At 59.7% G+C, this 20,108-nt stretch carries 16 protein-coding genes and 4 pseudogenes; 9 read left to right on the top strand and 11 right to left on the bottom strand.

What is annotated here, in order from left to right; all coding sequences use genetic code 11:
- Positions 1 to 360 precede the first annotated feature (360 nt).
- Positions 361 to 690 carry a hypothetical protein gene (locus tag JT360_RS19510; protein WP_214473369.1) on the bottom strand — a complete coding sequence of 110 codons (330 nt, stop codon included), beginning with the start codon at positions 688 to 690 and terminating at the stop codon, positions 361 to 363.
- A 746-nt stretch (positions 691 to 1,436) separates the two neighbouring features.
- Positions 1,437 to 2,375 (bottom strand): annotated as a pseudogene (locus tag JT360_RS19505) (type II toxin-antitoxin system HipA family toxin); the annotation flags it as partial.
- A gap of 133 nt (positions 2,376 to 2,508) precedes the next feature.
- On the opposite strand from JT360_RS19505, the pseudogene JT360_RS19500 reads away from it, so the two are divergent.
- Positions 2,509 to 3,850, top strand: a pseudogene (locus JT360_RS19500) (ISNCY family transposase).
- A gap of 178 nt (positions 3,851 to 4,028) precedes the next feature.
- Here the strand turns inward: JT360_RS19500 and JT360_RS19495 are convergent.
- Entirely contained in the window at positions 4,029 to 4,364 is a 336-nt protein-coding gene (locus tag JT360_RS19495) for a HipA N-terminal domain-containing protein (RefSeq protein WP_214473368.1), read from the bottom strand.
- 28 nt (positions 4,365 to 4,392) lie between these two features.
- A complete protein-coding gene (locus tag JT360_RS19490; RefSeq protein ID WP_214473367.1) occupies positions 4,393 to 5,766 on the bottom strand; it encodes a recombinase family protein in 1,374 nt (457 codons plus the stop codon).
- Between the two features lie 1,054 nt (positions 5,767 to 6,820).
- Here JT360_RS19490 and JT360_RS19485 point away from each other — a divergent pair.
- Positions 6,821 to 7,066 (top strand): DUF982 domain-containing protein, encoded by a 246-nt coding sequence (locus JT360_RS19485; protein ID WP_214473366.1) that lies wholly within the window; start codon positions 6,821 to 6,823, stop codon positions 7,064 to 7,066.
- A 118-nt stretch (positions 7,067 to 7,184) separates the two neighbouring features.
- On the top strand, positions 7,185 to 7,331 hold the full coding sequence (locus JT360_RS19480) for a hypothetical protein (RefSeq protein ID WP_250888918.1): 147 nt from the start codon (positions 7,185 to 7,187) through the stop codon (positions 7,329 to 7,331).
- Here JT360_RS19480 and JT360_RS34235 read toward each other — a convergent pair.
- Both JT360_RS34235 and JT360_RS19475 read right to left on the bottom strand, forming a co-directional pair.
- The gene (locus tag JT360_RS34235; protein ID WP_502845477.1) at positions 7,319 to 7,480 is read right to left on the bottom strand and encodes a Y4oE-related protein; all 162 of its coding nucleotides are present in this window, start codon (positions 7,478 to 7,480) and stop codon (positions 7,319 to 7,321) included. The genes JT360_RS19480 and JT360_RS34235 overlap by 13 nt on opposite strands.
- 508 nt (positions 7,481 to 7,988) lie before the next feature.
- Positions 7,989 to 8,192, bottom strand: a complete 204-nt coding sequence (locus JT360_RS19475; RefSeq protein ID WP_214473364.1) for a hypothetical protein — start codon at positions 8,190 to 8,192, stop codon at positions 7,989 to 7,991.
- 154 nt (positions 8,193 to 8,346) lie between these two features.
- On the opposite strand from JT360_RS19475, the gene JT360_RS19470 reads away from it, so the two are divergent.
- A complete protein-coding gene (locus tag JT360_RS19470; RefSeq protein ID WP_250888917.1) occupies positions 8,347 to 8,505 on the top strand; it encodes a KTSC domain-containing protein in 159 nt (52 codons plus the stop codon).
- Positions 8,506 to 9,484: 979 nt separating this feature from the next.
- Here JT360_RS19470 and istB read toward each other — a convergent pair.
- Both istB and istA read right to left on the bottom strand, forming a co-directional pair.
- Positions 9,485 to 10,213 carry an IS21-like element helper ATPase IstB gene (gene istB / locus JT360_RS19465; RefSeq protein WP_214473363.1) on the bottom strand — a complete coding sequence of 243 codons (729 nt, stop codon included), beginning with the start codon at positions 10,211 to 10,213 and terminating at the stop codon, positions 9,485 to 9,487.
- Positions 10,146 to 11,746, bottom strand: a pseudogene (gene istA / locus JT360_RS19460) (IS21 family transposase). Before istA ends, istB begins: the two are co-directional and overlap by 68 nt.
- Between istA and JT360_RS19455 the strand changes: the two are divergent.
- A complete protein-coding gene (locus JT360_RS19455; RefSeq protein ID WP_214473469.1) occupies positions 11,682 to 12,218 on the top strand; it encodes a hypothetical protein in 537 nt (178 codons plus the stop codon). The pseudogene istA and the gene JT360_RS19455 overlap by 65 nt on opposite strands.
- 222 nt (positions 12,219 to 12,440) lie before the next feature.
- Here JT360_RS19455 and JT360_RS19450 read toward each other — a convergent pair whose 3' ends face one another.
- From JT360_RS19450 to JT360_RS19440, 3 genes are all read right to left on the bottom strand, one after another.
- On the bottom strand, positions 12,441 to 14,609 hold the full coding sequence (locus JT360_RS19450) for an amylo-alpha-1,6-glucosidase (RefSeq protein ID WP_214473362.1): 2,169 nt from the start codon (positions 14,607 to 14,609) through the stop codon (positions 12,441 to 12,443).
- Between the two features lie 201 nt (positions 14,610 to 14,810).
- Positions 14,811 to 15,920 carry a glycosyltransferase family 4 protein gene (locus JT360_RS19445; protein ID WP_214473361.1) on the bottom strand — a complete coding sequence of 370 codons (1,110 nt, stop codon included), beginning with the start codon at positions 15,918 to 15,920 and terminating at the stop codon, positions 14,811 to 14,813.
- Between the two features lie 213 nt (positions 15,921 to 16,133).
- On the bottom strand, positions 16,134 to 17,564 hold the full coding sequence (locus tag JT360_RS19440) for a Do family serine endopeptidase (RefSeq protein ID WP_250888916.1): 1,431 nt from the start codon (positions 17,562 to 17,564) through the stop codon (positions 16,134 to 16,136).
- A gap of 320 nt (positions 17,565 to 17,884) precedes the next feature.
- Between JT360_RS19440 and JT360_RS19435 the strand changes: the two genes are divergently transcribed.
- From JT360_RS19435 to JT360_RS19420, 4 genes and pseudogenes are all read left to right on the top strand, one after another.
- Positions 17,885 to 18,136 (top strand): hypothetical protein, encoded by a 252-nt coding sequence (locus JT360_RS19435; protein WP_352127855.1) that lies wholly within the window; start codon positions 17,885 to 17,887, stop codon positions 18,134 to 18,136.
- A gap of 264 nt (positions 18,137 to 18,400) precedes the next feature.
- A complete protein-coding gene (locus tag JT360_RS19430) occupies positions 18,401 to 18,871 on the top strand; it encodes an Hsp20 family protein (RefSeq protein WP_214473360.1) in 471 nt (156 codons plus the stop codon).
- A 75-nt stretch (positions 18,872 to 18,946) separates the two neighbouring features.
- Positions 18,947 to 19,437 (top strand): annotated as a pseudogene (locus JT360_RS19425) (Hsp20/alpha crystallin family protein); the annotation flags it as partial.
- Between the two features lie 356 nt (positions 19,438 to 19,793).
- A partial coding sequence (locus tag JT360_RS19420; protein WP_214473359.1) for a hypothetical protein occupies positions 19,794 to 20,108 on the top strand: 315 nt, incomplete at its 3' end.

Raw genomic sequence — 20,108 nt, 5'->3', positions numbered from 1 at the left:
GGGCGGTTTTTCTTTTTCTGGTCGGTCTATTTCTCCGTGGTAAGCGCTAAGTTGGGTGGCCCGGGAATCATTGATTTCGGGTCATCTGCAGAACGATAGCCTGAATAGCCAAATTGGCGCAACAATTTGGACTTCCACCGGTAGCAATCAAACCAAATTCCGAGTGTTTTGACGTGTTTCATACTCAGCAGCTCTCCGGTGGGCTCTATCCGTTATGCCGTCTTGGATATATGAACGGCAGCAAAGCAGCGGGGTATCCAAGCCGGTGCCTTTTTGTGGGCGGGAAGGGGAGTTTGAGGGGAGGGGGAACGGGCCTCCCCTCAATGCGGATCGGGCCGGTCGATCCCGACCCCGATCGCATTAGCGGCAGTCGAGTTGCGCCTCTTGGACGCGCTCGGTGAACGTTCCAGGAAGGCCAAAGGCTTGGAGCGCCATGGTAAGCGCGTCCTGGAAACTGGCGGCGTCGCGCTCTGTATCGGCGGTACGAACGGAAATCCTCACAGGCTCCGGAAGCCAACCGCTATCAACGACCATCCGCTCTGCAATGCCGACGGCTTCCAACTTCTTGCCCGCTCCCTTGATGGCAAGCGCGGCCTGATCGCCCTTCGCCTCACGAATGACGGCCTCGATGCTCTGGCGGTTGATATGCGAGAAATAGCTGTCGCCGGTCGGCTCGAACCATTTCGTCATGTTCACCTCAAGAGCCTGTCCAAGCCGGTCTGCGTGTGCCGGAGGGTAACGGATGCTCTCATCCTCCACGATCAAGGACGGCACCTAAGGTCATTGGACGGCAGCTTCATTTGAGGGCACAATCAAAGATCATGGCGACCAGCTGGCAGTCGGTCTCATGAAGGTAAGGCCGCGCTCACGGATCGTCCAATGAAGATGCACCGCGTCCCAGCGGCTGAATAATCGTCAGCCGCTTGCCGGTCGCGCCTCTCTCCCGCGCGGCCGGCGTCCTTTTTCCACCAAACGCTCGGCTTGCCGCCCTTGCTTGCCGCAAGCTCATCGCGGCCTATGCCGAGAACCACGAATATGTCGATTGGACCGACGTTCCAAAGAACTTTTTGGCCTGCGCGGCAAACGGCCAAGGAGTTGGTTCGCGAGGCCCTCTTGGGCTCTCAACCGGGCGACATTGTTTCCGTGAAAGCGACCATTGCGGAATGTCCATCCATCCTCCCAGAGAGACAGAACCTCAATCAGCTTTTCTGTGGCGCGCCCTCTGGAGAAATCAAGAGTCGAAAACGTACAAAGCAACAGGTTGAGACCCGGCCTTTAAGGCTCTCACCCCGAAAGCCGTTTGCCCTTAGCCAAACCTCAATCGCGTCAACGACGTCCTGTTCTTTCAGCGGCATCTCTACGACCCTTCCCACAATGAAACTCTCAGTTTGATGGCGTCCGGTCCAGACGCCGCAAAACAATGGCTGAGTTCGTACCTAAGAACTCTCGGCACAGGTGGTTAGGACCGGCGTCATTGCCCTAATGTGTTTGTCGATGCACTCCAAGCACCTTCGCAGGCAACAGTTCGCGCTCAGGCAGACGCCACCATTCCTCGTTGACCTGTGCGACCGTTTGGACCACTGCCTTGAGAACCGCTGGTTCGGGAAGCCTCGCGCGCCGTGCGAATGCTTTTCCATCGCCGTGCCGTCAGGCCCCGAAAGGCTCGCTCCCCTCCTATTGCAAGAGCCATACTGTCGGTTGGGATATACGGGATGGTCGACAGCACGTCGTAGATTGGAGCGAACTCCGGCGTATTTCCATTTCCGGCATAGATCAGTGACCAGTTCTTCAAATGCATGTCGCCGTTGCCGGTCAGGGCGGCGAGAGCCAGTCGGCGAACGAACTCTAGAGCCGCGGCAAACGACACATTAGCGTTCAAGACGGCTGCAATCTCGTGATAGGCAGCGCCCTCATATTTGCGTGAGGGGTACACGCCGAACACTTTAGGCGAAATCCTCGATGTGTATCTTCTGACCCTCGGTGCCTCGATCGAAACGCTTGACTAGGAGAGCCTTGCCTTCAGATTTTGGCCTGAGTTCCCTTGGTACGCCTTCAAGATCGGATATCTCAATCAGCTCGCGTTCAGGAACATCCATGCCGATCGCTTCTGCCAGCGCGAGGTTCGCGAACTCGTTCTCCAAAACACTCGGAATCGCCGCCGGTGGAAATTTTGCTATGTATTGACCCTGTTCCCCGTTCGTCGGCAGCATAAGGCTCCCGGCATCCATTTCATCTTTGACTAATGAAAGCTTCATTTGCACACCAGCCAGCGAGAAGCGGGCCTTGGTTCCGTCGATCAAGCGTTGACTGGGAGCGTCAATTGGGCCGCCGCTTGGCAAGACCTGCACTGCTCCAGGAAGATCTGCCCCTAGACTAGTTTCCGTCCATAAACAGCAAGTGATTGATTCTATTGAGTGAACCGTAGCTTTGCGCGAGCAAGGCCCGGCGGTTTCAGGTATCTTGGATCATGCCGCTGATTCCAAAGTCCTGCCACCGCCGGAGCCGACAATGCGCCAAGAACGCACCGTCCAAGCGAGTATATTCGATGTTTTCTCCACGCACGAGATCGGACGCGAACTGGAGGCAATGTCGCGCTGGCTGGACGAGCATCGCGATCTGCTTGGCTTGGTGGCGCGCGATTTGGTCCGGCTCGGTGTCAAGGCTACTGGACGGCAAGGCCTGCCTGCTGAAGCGGTGCTGCGTTGCGCGCTTCTCAAGCAATACCGGCAGTTGAGCTATCAGGAGCTGACGTTCCATCTTGAGGACTCTGCCTCGTTTCGCGCCTTTGCCCGCCTATCATTGTCATGGAGCCCCCAGAAGTCGGCGCTGCAAAAGACGATCAGCGCGATCCGGCCCGAGACCTGGGAAGAGATCAATCGGGTACTGCTGTCGAGCGCTCGACAGGCAAAGCTCGAAGACGGCGCGGTGGTGCGGCTGGACAGCACCGTGACCTCGGCACTCATGCACGAGCCGAGTGACAGCAGCCTGCTTTGGGGATGCCGTGCGGGTCATGGTGCGCCTTCTGAAGCGAGCTGATGTCTTGATTGGCGGCACCAGCATGGCATGGCGCGATCACTGCCGCGCAGCCAAGAAGCGGGCTCGCAAAATCCAGTTCACGCGCGGTCGACCCAACCGGGTCCAACTCTACCGCGAGCTGATCGCAATCACCCGTGCGACCTTGGCCTATCTGGAGCAGGCGAGCGAGCGTTTGGCCGTGGCGAGCACACCGTCCATAGCCCTGTGGCAGATCCAGGTTCGCCATTATCGGCCGCTGGTCGAACGGATCATCAGACAGAGCGAGCGGCGGGTGTTGGCCGGCGAGCCGGTGCCCGCCGACGAGAAGTTGGTCAGCCTGTTCGAAGAGCATGCCGATATCATCGTCAAAGGCAGCCGCGATACCGAATACGGCCACAAGCTCAACCTCACCACCGGCAGGAGCGGCATGATCCTCGATCTGATGATCGAAGCAGGCAACCCAGCCGACAGCGACCGCTTGCTGCCGATGCTTTTGCGCCACATCGCCCTCTATGGTCAGGCACCACGGCAGGCGGCCGCCGACGGTGGCTTCGCCACTCGCGCCAACCTGGCCACGGCGAAAGCGTGGGGTGTTTGCGACATGGCCTTCCACAAGAAAGCTGGCCTGAGGATCGAGGACATGGTCAGAAGCAAGTGGGTCTATCGCAAGCTGCGCAACTTCCGCGCCGGCATCGAGGCCGGCATTTCATGCCTCAAGCGTGCTTACGGTTTGGCGCGTTGCACTTGGCGCGGCCTCGATCACTTCAAGACCTACGCCTGGTCCTCGGTCGTGGCCTACAACCTCGTCATCTTCACCCGCCTCAAGCCGACCTGAACTGCCCCCGGGATCGCAGTTGCCCCGCGCCGACCCATGCCGGCCGCCACCGCATGCGCCGGTGACACTATTTTGGCGACAAACAGCACTCTTCGACCCGTCCGCGCCCGTCAAGGCGCCTTCAATCGCGCGCAACTCATTGTAAACGCACCGAAATACGCATGTTTATGGACGGAAACTAGTCTAGCGCTCCCAAGAGATCGAAATCGTTCCCGGGTCTCACTTCGGTCTGGTGGTGGCTCTCCATAGCCGCGCGAAGCTTGTCCTCCGGGAAGAGGTTCGCAAAGAAAGGTGGCAAAGCACCCCGGATCGGCCATAGATCTTTTCGGACCCCGCCTGCTAACGACCAGAACGAAAGGCTTAGTATTGGGAAACCACCCGTGTCGCGATAGGCCTGCGCAAAGTCGAACGTGTTAAGACCGTCCGACCTGCGCGAAATGATGCCAACCTTATTATGGTACAGCAGCACGTCCAGTGAGTTGATCCTGTTGAGGTCTTCATCGGGTGCAGCCATTGGTCCCATCGAAAAAGCGGGCAGACCTCTATTGAACTGAGACACGGAGGGCTCGACCGGCCCTTTTCCTCGCTGATGAGCAAGCTTCGCTTTTGGTGATTGGGAAGCCTGCAAGCCCGTAGGCGTTCGTCATAGAGCCGAATCGCCTTATGAACACTCCCCAGAGAGGCAGGTCTGGGTCAGCATTGATCAGCGCCGCAGTAACATGTCCAAAGGAGGTTTGGATCCGTCGAATGCCATCGAGAAGCTCCAAATCCGAAAATCCAGGACGGCGCGGGCGTTTCCAACGGCACGTGAAGCCCACAATTGCGTATGCAGCTCGGAGGTCGCCAAAATGCTGGTGATACGATTTCGCGCAAGGGGTGTAAGGACAGGCGTCAATGATGTCCCACGAGAGCGTTTTCTTTTGCCGCAATAGCCACCGCAGGCTCTTAATCATCACTGACTTTGATAGGGGGTAGGCGCGCTCGTAGCCTCTGGGGCGCTGTGCTTTAGCAAACAGACTGGCGCTTACGAGTGGCTCCATCACCCTAGTTCTGATCCATTGATCAGGAGGATTGGGTCTGGTTGGGCTCATCATGGTGTGTGTCGTTCGATTATAGACGTAGTACCCCAACATTAGCTCGCTAGTGAGGACTGTCCTGACACGTCGCAAGCTCCATGGCTGTCCCTCTGTCGAAAGTATTCCCGCTTTGTTCAGCTCTGCCGCGATACTGCTCATGCTCCGCTGTCGGTAGACAAACATTCGGAAAATGCGTCGAACAATTGCAATTTCCTCTGGTGGACCCGGCGCAAAGATGACCCGGTCGCTGCTCAGGCCCTTGTGTTCGCCCGGTCCAAGGAGAAACCTGGGCACCCTATCCTTCGTGACCAGTAGCCGCCTTAAGCCGTACGGTATATTGTTGCCCCCCTGCTTGAAACCCAGCCGGGCTTGTTGCTTTTGAGCTCGTTGGACCTTAGCGGAGAGTTCGCGGCTGTATTCGCTGGCCATCACGCGCTTGAGGTTCTTGACTATGGTCGAGACCATGCTGCCGTCGTTCTCGAAGGGCTCACCGCAATATCGGACATCGACACCGGCATCCCTGCAAAGGAACTCGTAGTGAGCGGATTGGTCCGTATCCTGAAACCGACCCCATCGGCTGACGTCTAGCACCAGGATCGCAGAATAGGCGTGTTGGCCGGTCACGACGTCGGCCAACAGATTCTTCAGGCCGTCCCTTCCCTTCAAACTCAGGCCACTCTTTCCAGCATCGGAATATGTCTGGACGACAGCGAAGCCTCTCGCCTCGGCATACTCGGAAATCGCAGCAACTTGATTTTCCAGAGAATAGCGCTGGTGCTCGGTTGACATACGAACGTACTGCGCTGCCGGAGTACGGAGCACATTCGACAGGCTGGTCACTATAATGTCTCCATCGAGCAGAGATATCGACAGGAATGGCGCGACAATTAGAAGGCGATGCTATACGACTTCCCTAATTGTGCCAAGGAATATATAGGATATATTTCACGGTAGATATACGCGAACGCGTATATCTACCACTGTCGTTCTCGCTCCTCCCCTTCAGCAACGTGACTTTTAGTTGGCGTGACGCCAGCCTTCCTTCGTAGGCCACGCCGGAGCCGAGCCGAAGAACCCGCCCTTCGCGGAACCATCAGGGAGTTGGAATCCGCTCTGGCGCCCCGTCGCTTCCTCAATTCCAGGCATACTGGCGCCCTTCATCCCATTTCGGGAACGTCACCAACGACAAAGGGAGCGTGGGCTTTCCATACTCGCCAAGCGAAGCGTTAGCATCGCGCGACCATGCAGTGACGCCAGCTTGTTTGCCCACCCCTCGCGGTCCTTATGGTCCGCCTCGGATGGCTACTTATCGGAACCGAGACGGGCTGCGGAGCTTTGGAACGTCCGAGATGCTTCCTGCCGCAAGAACTTGAGAAGCGGGCGTTAGTTCCGTTATTTTCTTCTAAATACCAGGAACCATCGCCGCAGCGGACGGTTGGTGGGCCATGACGAAGCTATCCGCCCTTGGTCCGCCAGTTCCCGGCAAGCCGTACGACGATGACCATGCCGACGAGTATGATAACTTTTACACTTGCCCGATTTGCGGACAGCAGGTCGAGATGCGTGACCTGCGACAGGTCATTTGGCACGAACGGCCAAAGCACAAGCCGCTCCTCCTGCTGGTAGATTAGGCGGCGACATCGAAGTGCCGTCCGTCAGACGGGATGGATACTCAAGCGTCTGATTGGTCCGCACAGCGCACCGCCAGGGAACTTGTTTGCGAGGTCCTAGAGGGCTTTCAAGTCGGGGACATGGTGTCCGTAAAGGCTACCATTGCCAGGGTGCGGGAACGCGGCCCGCATCTTTCGGAGACTGAGTGTCAGCTGGTCGAGATGATCGTTGATGTAGCCCCGAGTTTGGGGCTGTTCGTTGCCTTCGACGTTCGTGAACCCTAATGCTCCTCGGATGGTTCCACCCTCCGGTCCCCGTTAAGACAATCGAGGGTGACGTCCGACACGACATTAGCCACGTTCAGGCGGCAAGGGAACAACTGCTTCAGTGGACCCAAAGAGGCCCCAAGTGGTATCTGGCGGCATATGCCTGCTTAGACGCTATCGACGCTCAAGGTTCCCCACACGAGGTCCGAAAGGCGTTCATTGAGGCTGCCAAGGAGGAAGGAATGCTGCTCCCCGATCTTTAGGGAGTCTCCTTCGTACACGATCCCTCGCTCAGGCATTTGCCCAAACATTCCGATCTCCTAAATTAGCTGCATGAGTCAGCGGTACAATCTTAGGAAGGAGCTAGATGAAACCTGGACGGTGTTCGACGTGTTCACCGGGCAGCCCGTCGATGCATGGGGCGCACCGGCTGAAGGTCTTGACCAGGGGTATGCCGAGGATTTGTTGGCCCTCCTGAATGCCGAAGACCTCAAGCGCCGGGTCTCCTCGGGATGTCATCTGATCTGAGTGAAGGTGACTTTGGCAAGTTCGAGGAACACTGTGCACCAGACGCTATAGTCGGCTCCGCGGCCGTCAAAGTTCGCCTCCAACGCTAACCAGGCTGCGGCGGTCGCCGCGTCCGGTCCATAAAGCTCGATCGGCGCGGGTCTACGCATACTTCTCGGGAACCACTTAACGCTCGGCGGCCGGTGGTTCGACAAGGTGTTGCTAATATGCAGCACCGGCGGCATCTCTGGTCGCCGCGCCGGGAACCGCTTCCAGCGGCCGCCCGTTGGCGTCAAAATGACACCGACAACGCGAGGCTGCGAAGATGGACAAGCGACAGAATACCAAAATCGTTGAGATGTGCTGTCTTCTAGCCGTTCCGGCTTCAATGGTTCTGACGATTGTAATAGCTCAGATGATCCTTGGCTGAACCAAAGCGCTAGGTTTCGACCTGGTGAAGCTGGTGATCGCTTCGGCCCGGACCTGACGCCCCGTTCCGCCTGCTGGAGGCATGTTCCGCTTCGTCGGACAAATCGCCTGACTGCGTTAGTCACGGTACGGATTCCTACCAAGGGCCGGCCTGACTGGACGCTGCCGAAGGGTGGCGGGCCTTTTTCCATACGTTGCAAGCGCGGATAGTGACTGGGACCGGAAGGAGGCCGCCCCGTCACTTTCGGGCTATGCTGAGAGCCTCGGCATGTCACCGCCTTCCTCTTGCATCAGAAAGGCGGCCAGGGCGATCATAAGCGCCTCGGCAGTTTCTTTGTCGAGCTGCAGCTCGACCTCATCATCGTCATCCGTGATCAGCAGCAACGTGCCTTTCAGCGGATTGCGCGATGTGACCACCACATCGTCATCCTGAAACTCGACTTCGCGGGCCATAATCTCCAATCTCCGGTGCTCGAAGCCAGCATGCCGCGTCCGCCTGACTATCGCAACCAACCCCACCGCGGTTCGTTGACCTATGCTGGTTGATCGCAGCACACTCTAGATCCTTCCCGCTGGCTCCGGCCGGCGCGCTTTTTTCGGGCATGTCATGCCGTCGACTTCGATACGCAAGTTCGAATATGATCCAGACAGCAGGGTTCTGTCGGTGTGGTTTGTAGCGAGCGGCAGGCGTTACGAGTTCTTGGACGTGCCTCCGGGGACTTTCACCGCTTTCAAATCTGCCTTTGCCAAGCGGCGTCTATTTTAACCACCACATCCGCTACCGCTTCGCCTTTCGGCGCGTGACATAAGGGCCGCTAGGCGTCCATCTCCAGCGGCTCGTGCCCTGGCTGTTCGTGCCAGATAACCTGCCGCAGGTCGCGCCGGTCGACGGGCTGGCCGCAGGTCGGGCATGTATGGAAATGGTCACTTTCGCTGGCCGGCGGCCCGCCGTGACGCGTACCGTTGATGGGAGGTCCAAGGTCGGATAGCTTCGTCATCGACTGCCCAGCACCTCGTACAGAATAGCGAAGGCCCGTCACTGGATTGAGGGGAACAGTGGCGGGCCCCTACCAATTGCTTGGAGGACACCAAGCCCAGTCAGAACGTCGATGTCGGAAGCATGTTCCTCGGGCAAGTAAGAAAGTTGGGCGAAGCGCGGTGGCGTGCCATGGTTTGACGGGCGACAGTTCGGCGCCGGATGGGCCCACTAGTTGTCGTTGACGCGCCGAAATGTGGCGAGTTTTTTTTCATAAGCGGAACCTGATATTCCGAGGCATGTTTCAACGGTGGCAGCGTCCAACGCTGCTGGCCAAGGTAGGGCAACCCTTGGCCGGGCTCGCACCGCCCGCAAGCGGTGCGGGCCCACAGGCCGCGCGTTGTCTTGGCGTCAATCCGGGTTGTCTATGAGCGCCTTCCTTCTTTTCGGCGGAACGTAGCTCTTAGGCGCACTGTGTTCGCGTCGACCGTGACAGGGACGCCGAGGTTCACCGTCAAAGACTGGAAGCCGACATTCGTGTCAAACGGCTTCCAAAACTGACCCCAGATTGGAGTGCGCCCCTGGGGGTGGACACTGATCAGGCTGCGGTTTTTCCCGTCTGCCGGAAGTGTTGGGCGCACTCCAGATCGGCGTCCAATTTTGACCCCCCTTATGGAATGCGCGGCGGTCAGCGTTCGCCCGGGCGGAGCTGGTCAGGGTTGCGCAGCCCGGGCGAGCGCGGATTGCGCTTGGCAGCATGATGGGGTGATCAGGCGCGGTTCTTGAAGCGCCAGGACTCGTTTCCGGTCTCGATAATCTCGTAATGATGGGGGAGACGGTCGAGCAGCGCTGTCGTCATCTTGGCGTCGCCGAAGACGGCGGGCCATTCTCCGAACGCCAGGTTGGTGGTGACGATGATCGAGGTCCGTTCATAGAGCCTGCTGATCAGGTGGAAGAGCAATTGCCCGCCGGCTTGCGCGAACGGGAGATAGCCGAGTTCATCGAGCACGATGAAGTCGAGCCGGGTGAGGTAATCGGCAATACGGCCCTGCTTGCCGCCGCGGTGCTCGGTCTCGAGCCGCTTGACGAGATCGACGACGTTGAAGAAGCGGCCACGTGAGCCGTTGCGGATCAGGGCGCGGGCAATGGCGATTGCCAGATGCGACTTGCCGGTTCCGGTGCCGCCGATGAGCACGGCGTTGCGCTGGTCGGCGACGAAGGTGCCGTTGGCAAGGTCCCGGACCAGCACCTCGTTGACCGGCGTGCCGTCGAAGTCGAACTCATCGATGTCCTTGGCGATCGGCAGCTTGGCGACGGTGAGCTGGTATTTGATGGAGCGCGCCTGCTTCTCGGCGATCTCGGCCGACAGCAGATCGCCGACGATCCTCGGCGGCTCGTGCTGGCGCTTGATGCCTGTCGCCATGACCTCGTCATAGGCACCGCGCATGCCATAGAGCTTCAGCGTCCCCATCAGATCCAGAACCTGGGTGCGTTCCATCAGCTTGCCCTCCTGAGGCTGTCGTAGCGGGCGCAGTCGGCCTGCGGCTCATGCTGCAGGCGAAGCGCGTGCGGGGTGAGAATGGTGAGGGCCGGCGCGGGGTCGCGCCGCCGCGCCAGAATGTTGATGATGACGGCGCAGGAGCAGACGTTCTGATCGAGCGCCTCCTGGCAGGCGGCTTCCACGGCATCGATGCCGTCGGTCAACACCGTGGCCAGGATCGACACCATCTGCCGATCGCCGTCATGCGTCGCCTTCAATCTGCGTCGGATACGCTCCATCGCCGAGGGCAGGACCCAGCCCTGGAAGGGCGCACCGTTGCGCAGTGCACCGGGGCTTGCGGGCAAGGACCGGCATGTAATGCCAGGGATCGTAGATCGTCTCATTGCGGCCGAAGGAGCGGGCATGTTCGGCGACGACCACGCCGTCCTGGCGGATGACGATCTTGCCGGCATAGGCATGGATCTCGACCGGCCGGCCGACGGCCGTCGACAGGACAGAGTATTTGTTGTTGTCGAAGCGCACCGTGCAGGTCTTCGACACCGAGGCCGGCACCGCATGGAACCCGTCGAAGGGGCCGCGATATTCGACCAGCTTGCCGCGCTCCTCCTCGAACACGTTCCAGATCGTTCGTTCCGGCTGGTCGATGTGACGGTGCGCCTTGGCGTAGGCGACGCACTTGTCCTGCAGCCAGGCGTTCAGCTCCTCATAGGTCTTGAAGCGCAGCCTGGGCGTGAAGAAGCGCTCGCGCACCAGCCCGACCTGGTTCTCGACCTGACCCTTCTCCCAGCCCGACCTGGTTCTCGACCTGACCCTTCTCCCAGCCCGACGCGGGCGTGCAGGCGACCGGCTGCACCAGATAATGGCTGCACATCTGCAGGAAGCGGCGATTGTATTGGCGGTCCTTGCCAACAAAGATCGTTTCCACCGCCGTCTTCATGTTGTCGTAGATGCCGCGCATGCAGGCGCCCCCAAAGAAGGCGAACGCCCGGTCGGGGGCGTCGAAGACCATCTGCTGCGTCTCGCGCGGATAGGCCCTGACGAACATCATGCGGCTGTGGCAGAGCCGGACATGTGCGACCTTCACGGTCACTGTCACGCCGTTGAGCAGGACGATCTCGTGGCTCCAGTCGAACTGGTAGGCCTCGCCCGGCGCGAAGAACAGCGGCACATGGCGTCCGCCATCGCCGATCCCTGCGCCTTCGCCCAGCTCTTCGCGTAGCGGCGGACGGCGTCATAGCCTCCCTCGTAGCCGAGGCTGCAAAGCTCTTCGTAAATCCGGATCAGTATCAGTTGCTCGCGCGCCGCCTTGCCACGGTTGCCATTCAAAAACCCGTCAAGCTGATCCTGCCACGGACCGATCTTCGGCTTGGGCTGCCGCTCGCGTTCGCAGGAGAACGATGTCTCATTGGATCTGAGAATCTTGCGGACAGTGTTCCGCGACACATGCAGCTCGCGGCAAATCCGCTTGAGCGACCATCCCTGCACATGGAAGGCGCGCCGAACCCGGGCAATCGTATCCACCGACTTCATCCCCACACCATCCGCTCGCCACGACGAGCTGATGGTCGCAAATCACATCAGGGGGGTCAAAATTGGACGCCGATTCCCCGGCTTATGGGGTCAATTTTGCACGCCGATTCACAGACATTCGAGCCATTCGAACACCGAGGCGATCCGGCGCCTTGCTTTGGGCGGGCAAGACAACCGGGTCAGGTACATCGGCGAAGCCGGAAGGCGAACGGAAAAGCTGAGATGGGCCATGTCGGCCGCCTGCTTTTTCTTCGCTGACACCCATATCGAAGACATGAAGGCGTGGGCGCGAGATCGTCTCCAGCCCCATCCGTTCACCGTTGACCGCCACGTCCGGAACGACGGCACCTCGCTAGCCTTCTCGCGCGTTACTGGAAAAGACGAACAACGCGAGTATGCGCGCCTCTTTCTGAGCAACGAACTCGCCGAATGGGCGGAAGCCAATCGCATCGCACCCAACCTCAAAAGCTGAAACGCTCTGGCGAAGGGGCAGCAGAACGCGGGCGGCACTTGCATCGTCGTAGGCCGAGTAGCACGCCTCACAGGCCGCCGCGTGAAGGAGGCCACGTCTTTCGACAGGCCATTGTTCCGTGCAGCGGTTCTGGGACGCCGACATAGACTAAAGCGCGTCGCGTCAATCCGTTTGAGCGCGACGCGCTTTGACATCTAATGGCATATCCCGCCGCGGCGGTTGCTAAGAGCGAACGGCCAACGGCACGAGGCCCTCGTGCCGTTCGCCGAGATAGCAGACGACCCGGTCGCCGACGCGCTGGAAATTGAGGTCGACCTTCGCCTCTCCGACTGCCAAGTGCCGGATGACGATGTTGTCGATGCCGATCGGCAATCGTGGGCGTTCGACATTGATCTCGCGCTTCCAACCATCGATGCGGATCCCCAGGCAGGCCTGCAGCATCATGAAGGCCGAACCGGCCGACCATGCCTGTGGCAGACAGGCGACAGGATAGGCTATCGGCGCGTCGCCGATGGCGCGCGTGAAGCCGCAAAACAGTTCAGGCAGCCGCATGTTGAAGCGGACCGCCGCCTCGAACATGCTGCTCATCAGCTTCACAACGCTTGTACGCTCCTGATAGCGGGCGAGCCCAGCGGCGCAGATCGCCGTGTCATGCGGCCAGATCGAGCCGTTGTGATACGACATCGGGTTGAATGGAAGCTCGTCGTCGGCCAACGTGCGAACACCCCAACCGCTGTGGAGGCGACCTGACAGCAGCTGCGCGGCAATTGACTGTGCCCGTTCCGCTGACGGCAGCCCGACATAAAGCAGGTGACCCGCGTTGGACGCACGCACCGCGCATTGCTTGCCTTCTCCGTCGATCGCCAAGGCGTAGAAGTTGCGCTCCGGCATCCAAAACCGCGTCTCCACCGCGCCGCGGATCCGTTCCGCCATGGCGCTCCAGCGCGCCGCCCTGGCGTCGTCGCCGCGCTTTGCCGCCAGCGCAGCCATGCCTTGATAGGCTGCGAAGACATAGCCTTGCACCTCCACCAGCGCGATTGGCCCCTTGGGTATGGTGCCATCGACGTGGAAGATCGCGTCGGCGCTGTCCTTCCACCCCTGGTTGAAAAGCCCGGTATCCGCCGCCCTGCTGTAGGTCACGAAGCCGTCCCCGTTGCGAGCTCCAACCTCCTCCATCCAAGCGATCGCCGCACACAGGGAATCCCACATGCGATCGACGAATTCGTGATCGCCGGTGCGATCCGCGTAGGAGCAAGCCAAGTAGACATAGAGCGGAGTGGTGTCGACGCCGCCATAGTAGCGGCCGAACGGCAGTTCGCGCAGGACGGCCATTTCCCCCTTGCGCGTTTCATGCATGATCTTGCCAGGCTCGGCATCGTCAAATATCGAAGTCTCTGTCGACTGATAGCGGCCAAGGAACGCCAGGACCCCGCGCGCCAGCGCGGGGTTCAGCCACAGCATCTGCAGGGCGGAAATGACGCCGTCGCGGCCAAAGGCGGTGGAGAACCAGGGAATCCCGGCGTACGGATATGGCCCAGTTTCCAGATCGGTGGTCAGCAACGCGATGTCGGCGCGGGTGCGCGTGAGCCAATCGTTAAACACACGGCCGGAGCTGAAGACGGTGGCGCCGTGTCGACGTTTTGAGCGCATGGCAAACCGCGCTCGCGCCGCGGCCGCGCGGAAACGATCGCTGGATGGGACTTCTTCGTTGTGGCCGACCTCCAGATACAGCGCTCTTCTGTCGCGCCTTTCCACCCGAATGAGGAACTCGGCGTGATTGGGGTGCACCTGATCGGGCCTCATCGAAAACGCGATGATAGATTGACGCGAAATATCATCGAGGCCTTCGTACCGGAACGTGACGCTCGTCTCGCCGACCAGCGCTTCATGCGCGCGACCACGGCGGCTTCGAGTGGTGCCGCGCACCTCGAACATGTCACGGAAATCGGCGTCAAAGTCGAAACGGACCGGCAGCAGCACCTCGCGTGCGGAGTAGTTCGAGAACGTGATTCGCTCGAACATGCGGTCCTGCCAGATAAATCGGGTCCGATCGATGTGGACGACGCCCGGCAGTGTTTCGCTGCCGTTTGGCCCGATGGTCGCCAGATTGGTGAGATTGGCGCTGAATAGAATGTTGTCCTGCGAGAGCGAGGCTCCAAGAAGCGAGGGCATGCGGCCGCCGATGAACAGGCGGAAGCGCGACAGCACACGCGTATCGTCGCGGAAAAGCCCGTCGCCAGTGCCGCGTATGTCACCATAGCTGTCGGCGACGATGAAACAGTCCTCATGCTTCAAAGCGAATTGCCTGTGGGGCTCGCGCGGCGCCGATTCGTCGAGCGCGGGGAGAGCCACAGCTGGATTAAGCTTGCGTTCTTCGACTTCAATGGTCATGTCAGCCCTCCGTTCAGAAGAGACTTGGGCGGTAGAGGCGCACATGCTCCCATACGCCTGCGCCGACCATTCCTCATCAACAGCATTTCGCGTCAATCCCGCACTCGGACGTGCGGTCGCGGAAAAAGTGGTCCTAATTCTTGGCGAATGATTGGCGAACTTCTATTTCGGCCGATCAAACGCGGCGCGAAGCCATCGGTTCTAGACCACGGGCTCGGTCACGGGCAGGACCGTCGCAGCTGCATCTGCGGCGCAGCCATTTTGAGCGCCAAGCCCAAGTCGCTTGTCGGCCGCGAGCGAGCGGTAAACCGCCATATAGTCGCGGCACATGCGCTCCACCGTGAACCGCTTTTCAAAAGTTTCACGCACCTGTGCACGATCAAGATCGCCTATCCGCCGTACAGCCTCAACAGCTTCGTCGACACCTTCCACAATCAGTCCGGACACTCCGTCGTCGATGACCTCTGGCACGGCGCCGCGGTTGAAAGCTACCACCGGGGTACCGCAGGCCATTGCCTCAATGCTCACGAGGCCGAACGGTTCGGGCCAGTCGATCGGAAACAGCAGCGCTGTCGCGCCGCCCAAAAATTCCGCCTTCTGCCGTTCATCGATCTCGCCAACGAACTCGACGTTCGAATGTCGAAGCACCTGGGGTTTGACTTTCTCACTCCAAAATGATTGGTCCACCGCGTCGATTTTGGCCGCGATCTTTAGCGGCATTCCGGCGCGCGCGGCGATTTCCATCGCGACTTCCGGCCCCTTTTCCGGTGAGATGCGGCCAAGGAACGCCAGATAACCCGAGGCTTTGGGGTGGAAGGGGAGAATGTCAGGCGGCAGGCCGTGATAAACCGTTCCGAGCCAATTGACCGGCGGCATGGGCCGGCGCTGGTCATTGGAAATCGAGACCAGCGGAATGTCGTCGAACATCGCGTAAAGCTGTGCCAGATCCGCAAGGTCGAGTCGACCATGAAGGGTGGTAACGGTTCGCCGCGCGAACTCACGGATTATGGGAAAGTGGAGAACATCAACGTGAAAATGCAGCACGTCGAATTCACCCGCCCGTCTGCGAACCTTTTCAAGCGTCATGACGTGATACAGAATATGGTTCTCAGCATTGGGGTTCAGGCGTAGTGCTACATCGCAACATGCCACCAGTTCGGCCGAGGTGCTTGAATCGCCGCTGGCGAACAACGTCACCTCATGGCCCTGTCGAACCAGCTCTTCGGTCAAATAGGAAACGATACGCTCGGTTCCACCATAAAGTCTGGGCGGTACCGACTCAATCAAAGGTGCGATCTGGGCAATCTTCATCTGCGGGACACCTGAAAGCGGAAGTCAGCCCTCAAACCAGCCGGCGATGGCACGACCCTCCTTCACGTCATTCACATTGTCACCGCGAACTTACGGATCGCTAATTTGTTCCGGGAACAATCGCTCCATCGTCGGCACAAGGACAAAAAGGAACCCATCCCGGCGCGAGCGGTAACGGCTTGGCTACTAAACAAGATCGCCAGGCTCAATCACTCAAAAGGATGAGACGGCCACGAAAAGCGATTGTCCCTGCCGTTCGATTCGTAACAGGATCGGCTTGTTCTGCTGCCGGGATTTCGCCCATTCCTCTCGGACATCCGAAGGCTGGGTTACTTTCAGGTTGTTTGCCGACACGATCACATCGCCGGGCTTGAGACCGCTTTGAGCGGCAAGACTGTTCGGTGCGACTTGCTGGATAAACACGCCGGTGGTACCCGGCTGCAGGCCGAGCTGCTGCCGCGCTTCGTCCGGAATGGCTCTGAGCGACAGTCCGAGGCGCTGGTCCCCGGTCCCCGGGTTGGGAACAGCACCGGTCTGTACCTCCTCGTCCTTGCGTTGACCGACGGTGAGGGACAATTCCTGTTGGGTGCCGCCTCGGTTCGTGGTCAGCGTCGCCTTTGACCCCGGCTTTTGGCTCGCCGCCGCCAATGTCAGGTCATGGACGCCCTGAATGTCCTTGCCGTTGAACCGGGTGATGACGTCGCCGGGCTGGATCCCCGCCTGCTGCGCCGGGCTGCCTGCCTCGACCGAGGCAACCAGCGCACCCTTGATGCCCGCTATTCCGAGCGACTCGGCGATGGAGGGCGTGACCTCCTGAAGACGCACTCCGATAAAACCGCGCTCGATCCGGCCGGTGCTGATCAGTTGATCGACAATGCTGCGGGCGGTGCGGGACGGCACGGCGAAACCGATGCCTATGCTGCCGCCCGACGGCGATACGATGGCGGTGTTGACCCCGATCACCTCACCGCGCGCATTGAACAGGGGGCCGCCGGAATTGCCTCTGTTGATCGAGGCGTCTGTCTGCAGAAAATCGTCGAAAGGACCGGACTGGATGTCGCGAGAGCGGGCTGAAAGAACACCGACGGTCACTGTTCCCCCGAGCCCGAAGGGACTGCCGATCGCGATGGTCCAGGCACCCGGCTGCATTGCGTCCGAATCGCCCCAGGCGGTGGTCGTCATGTTGGGTCGGGGATCCACTTTCAACACCGCGATGTCGGTTTCCGGATCTCGTCCAACAAGGCGAGCCGGCGCGGTCTCCTTGTCGGAGAACACGACGTGAATCTCGGCTGCGTCAGCAACGACATGGTTGTTGGTAACGATGTAGCCTTCGGGACTGACGACGAAGCCGGAGCCCAGCGCTTCTCGTACCTGCTGCTGCAGCGGCCCGTGGCTGTCGAAGGGATCGAGAAAGTCGTTGAGCGTCGTCTGGTCCTGGATGATCTGCCTGGTCGTGATGGCGACCACCGCCGGCAGTTTTTGACGCACGATCGCGCTGAAGTCGTTTGGGATTTCCTGTGCTGAAACCGGAGCAAAGCCACCAGCCGAAAGCATCAGAGTTCCCGCGATCAGGCCAATGCACAGCCGCTTCTTGGATATGTAAGACATGATCGGTTCTCCTGTCCGGACCGCGCCAGCGCCCATGGCACTTTGCCTGCTAAATGCACGAACTGAGATTGAAGCCGATTGTTTCACCGGCCCGGAAAAATGATTCTGGAAGACCTTGACTCGCGGTGTGTGATACGTTCCGAGCCATCGAAATTTGCTCTGGACCCTCCAAAATTTCAGCCGGTGGAAATCACGAGAACCACCAAGATAACGTCAACAGAGGAGCCTCTTGAAAGCGGAGGACCATCGATGGAAAGAGCCATTTCGACGAGTTTTCCCCAGTCGGGCCCGAGGGCCCTGATGTTTTTCTTGACCAGTTGCTCCATCCGGCACGGCATTTCGAGCGGTCTCAGGACGTGCTGATCGACGTGACGCTGGACGTCCAGGAGAAGCGTGCAATCCCCTCGTCATGGGCATCGGATGCTTGTGCAGTGGAATCGGTGCCGGCGCTGCGCATGCCGCCCGGAGTCAGCGAACGGGTCAGCTTCGATGCCATGGACGCCTTGCGCCAATTGGATCAATGGGAGAGGCGTCCTGCCGTCGGTCGCGGTAGTGAGATCGACAACATCGCGGTCGGCGGTTTCACAGCATTGGTCGATCGACTCTGAGCAGACGCCGCCCCTCCCGGAATGCGAGGGGCTGATCCGCTGGCGAGGAACTCGCCAGCGGAAAGCGCCGGGTGCGTTCTCCCCGCCCATTCGTCCTACGCCTGGATCCCGCCTGAAAATTTCCTAAGTGCCCCTCTTGAATGCGCAAGTAGCTGTTCTAAATTGACAATTGCCGGTCGCCTGATGGGGCCGGCGCTAAGTCAGGAGACGCTAAGGCTCCCCTTGGCATCTCTGTAACCATGTTGCTCAAAGGAGGATGTGGCTATGAAGACAAACCTCGATTTTTCCCCCCTGTTCAGGTCTAGCATCGGCTTTGACCGCGTTTTCGACATGCTGGAAACCGCAAGCCGCGTGACCCCGGCCGACAATTGGCCGCCCTATGACATCGCTAAGGTGGACGAAGACGACTATCGCATCACCATGGCGGTGGCCGGCTTCTCGCAGGAACAGCTGACCATCACCCATCAGCCGAACTTGCTGGTTGTGAGCGGCTCGCTGTCGGGTGAGGATAACGGCCAGTACCTGTACCGCGGCATTGCCGGGCGCGCCTTCGAGCGTCAGTTCGAACTGGCCGACCATGTGAAGGTCGTCGGCGCCAGCCTCGACAACGGGCTGCTGAACATCGATCTCAAGCGCGAGCTTCCCGAAGAGATGAAACCGCGCCGGATCGCCATCGCCGGAGACACGGCAAACACAGCGCCGCGACAGATCGAAGCCGAAAAGAACGCAGCCTGAAGTCAGAGTGAATCAGAAGCGACAGGCACCGGCAATCGTCCGGTGCCGCGCGGTTGAACATGGAGGTGAATGAAGATGAACATGCGTGACCTTATCCCGTGGGCCGCAACAACAACCAGGCCCCCAGCATTTATAGCAGTGGCGATCCCTTTCTTTCGCTTCACCGCGAGGTAAACAGGCTCTTTGACGATATGTTGAGGAGCGTCGGGGCGCGTTTGCCTGCTGCGGAGCAGCTTTCGCACTTCGATAGCGGCTGGCCGAAGGCGGAGATTTCGGAGTCGGATAATGAGCTTCGCGTCACCGCCGAGGCTCCCGGTATGGAAGAGAAGGACATCGAAGTCCTGCTCGATGAAGACGTGCTGACCCTGCGTGGCGAAAGGCGGTCGGAGACCGACGAGAAGGACTACTCCGAGCGCTTCTACGGTCGCTTCGAGCGGCGCATACCCCTCGGCTCCGAGGTCGAGGACGATAAGGTCAAGGCGTCCTTTGCCAATGGGATCCTGACGCTGACGCTGCCGAAGAACCCGAACGCGCAATCGAAGGTGAAGCGCATCCCCATCACCCACTACGCAGGAGCAAGCCGGAGGCGGCACGCGTCGCCTCCGGTGAATCCTTCGCCAAAATGGGAGGGCCGAATGATGCATAAGCAAGAAAGAGAAGTCACACCAGTCGTAGAAAATCCCTCACCGGCGAATGCCAACCGAGCCCTGTCATTCAATGACTGCAATCGCTGCAAGCCACAGGTGAAAATCACCCTACTGGAGGTTCACCCCAAGTACCTTCCCAAGCGCCTGGTGATCCACAAACCGATAGTTGGACGGCAAAATCGTCTGGCACACCTAGCGCTTCCGGGGCTGACAAAGACACTTGCCACCAACTTGGCCGCTCGCGAAACCATGTATGTCAATTGCGGGCACCCAGCGTGCTGCACGTCGACAAAACTCGAAATCAACAGTTGATTGACAAGCTCGGCCCGGATCACGGCTCAATGCACTGGGATCTGGTCCAGCTCCTTAGCTGCGCAGATTGCAAAGCCGCCGGCCGTGCCCGCGGGCCTGTCTTCTTCACCGTCATTCCTGACTACGAAGGCCAGCAGCGGGAGCAGCCGCGACTGGAAGCCAACCGTCGACCAGGGATAAGCGGGCAGTCGAAATCGTGTGCCGGACCGCCACCTGAGCGATCGTTCTTCAGTGTGGTCGACGGTCACGAGAGTTCTCCCGATTCGACGAAAAATATC

The sequence above is a fragment of the Mesorhizobium sp. dw_380 genome (assembly GCF_018588885.1).
Lineage (GTDB): Bacteria > Pseudomonadota > Alphaproteobacteria > Rhizobiales > Rhizobiaceae > Mesorhizobium.
Note: the sequence above shows the minus strand (reverse complement) of the source record. Positions and strands in the feature narration are given on the sequence as shown.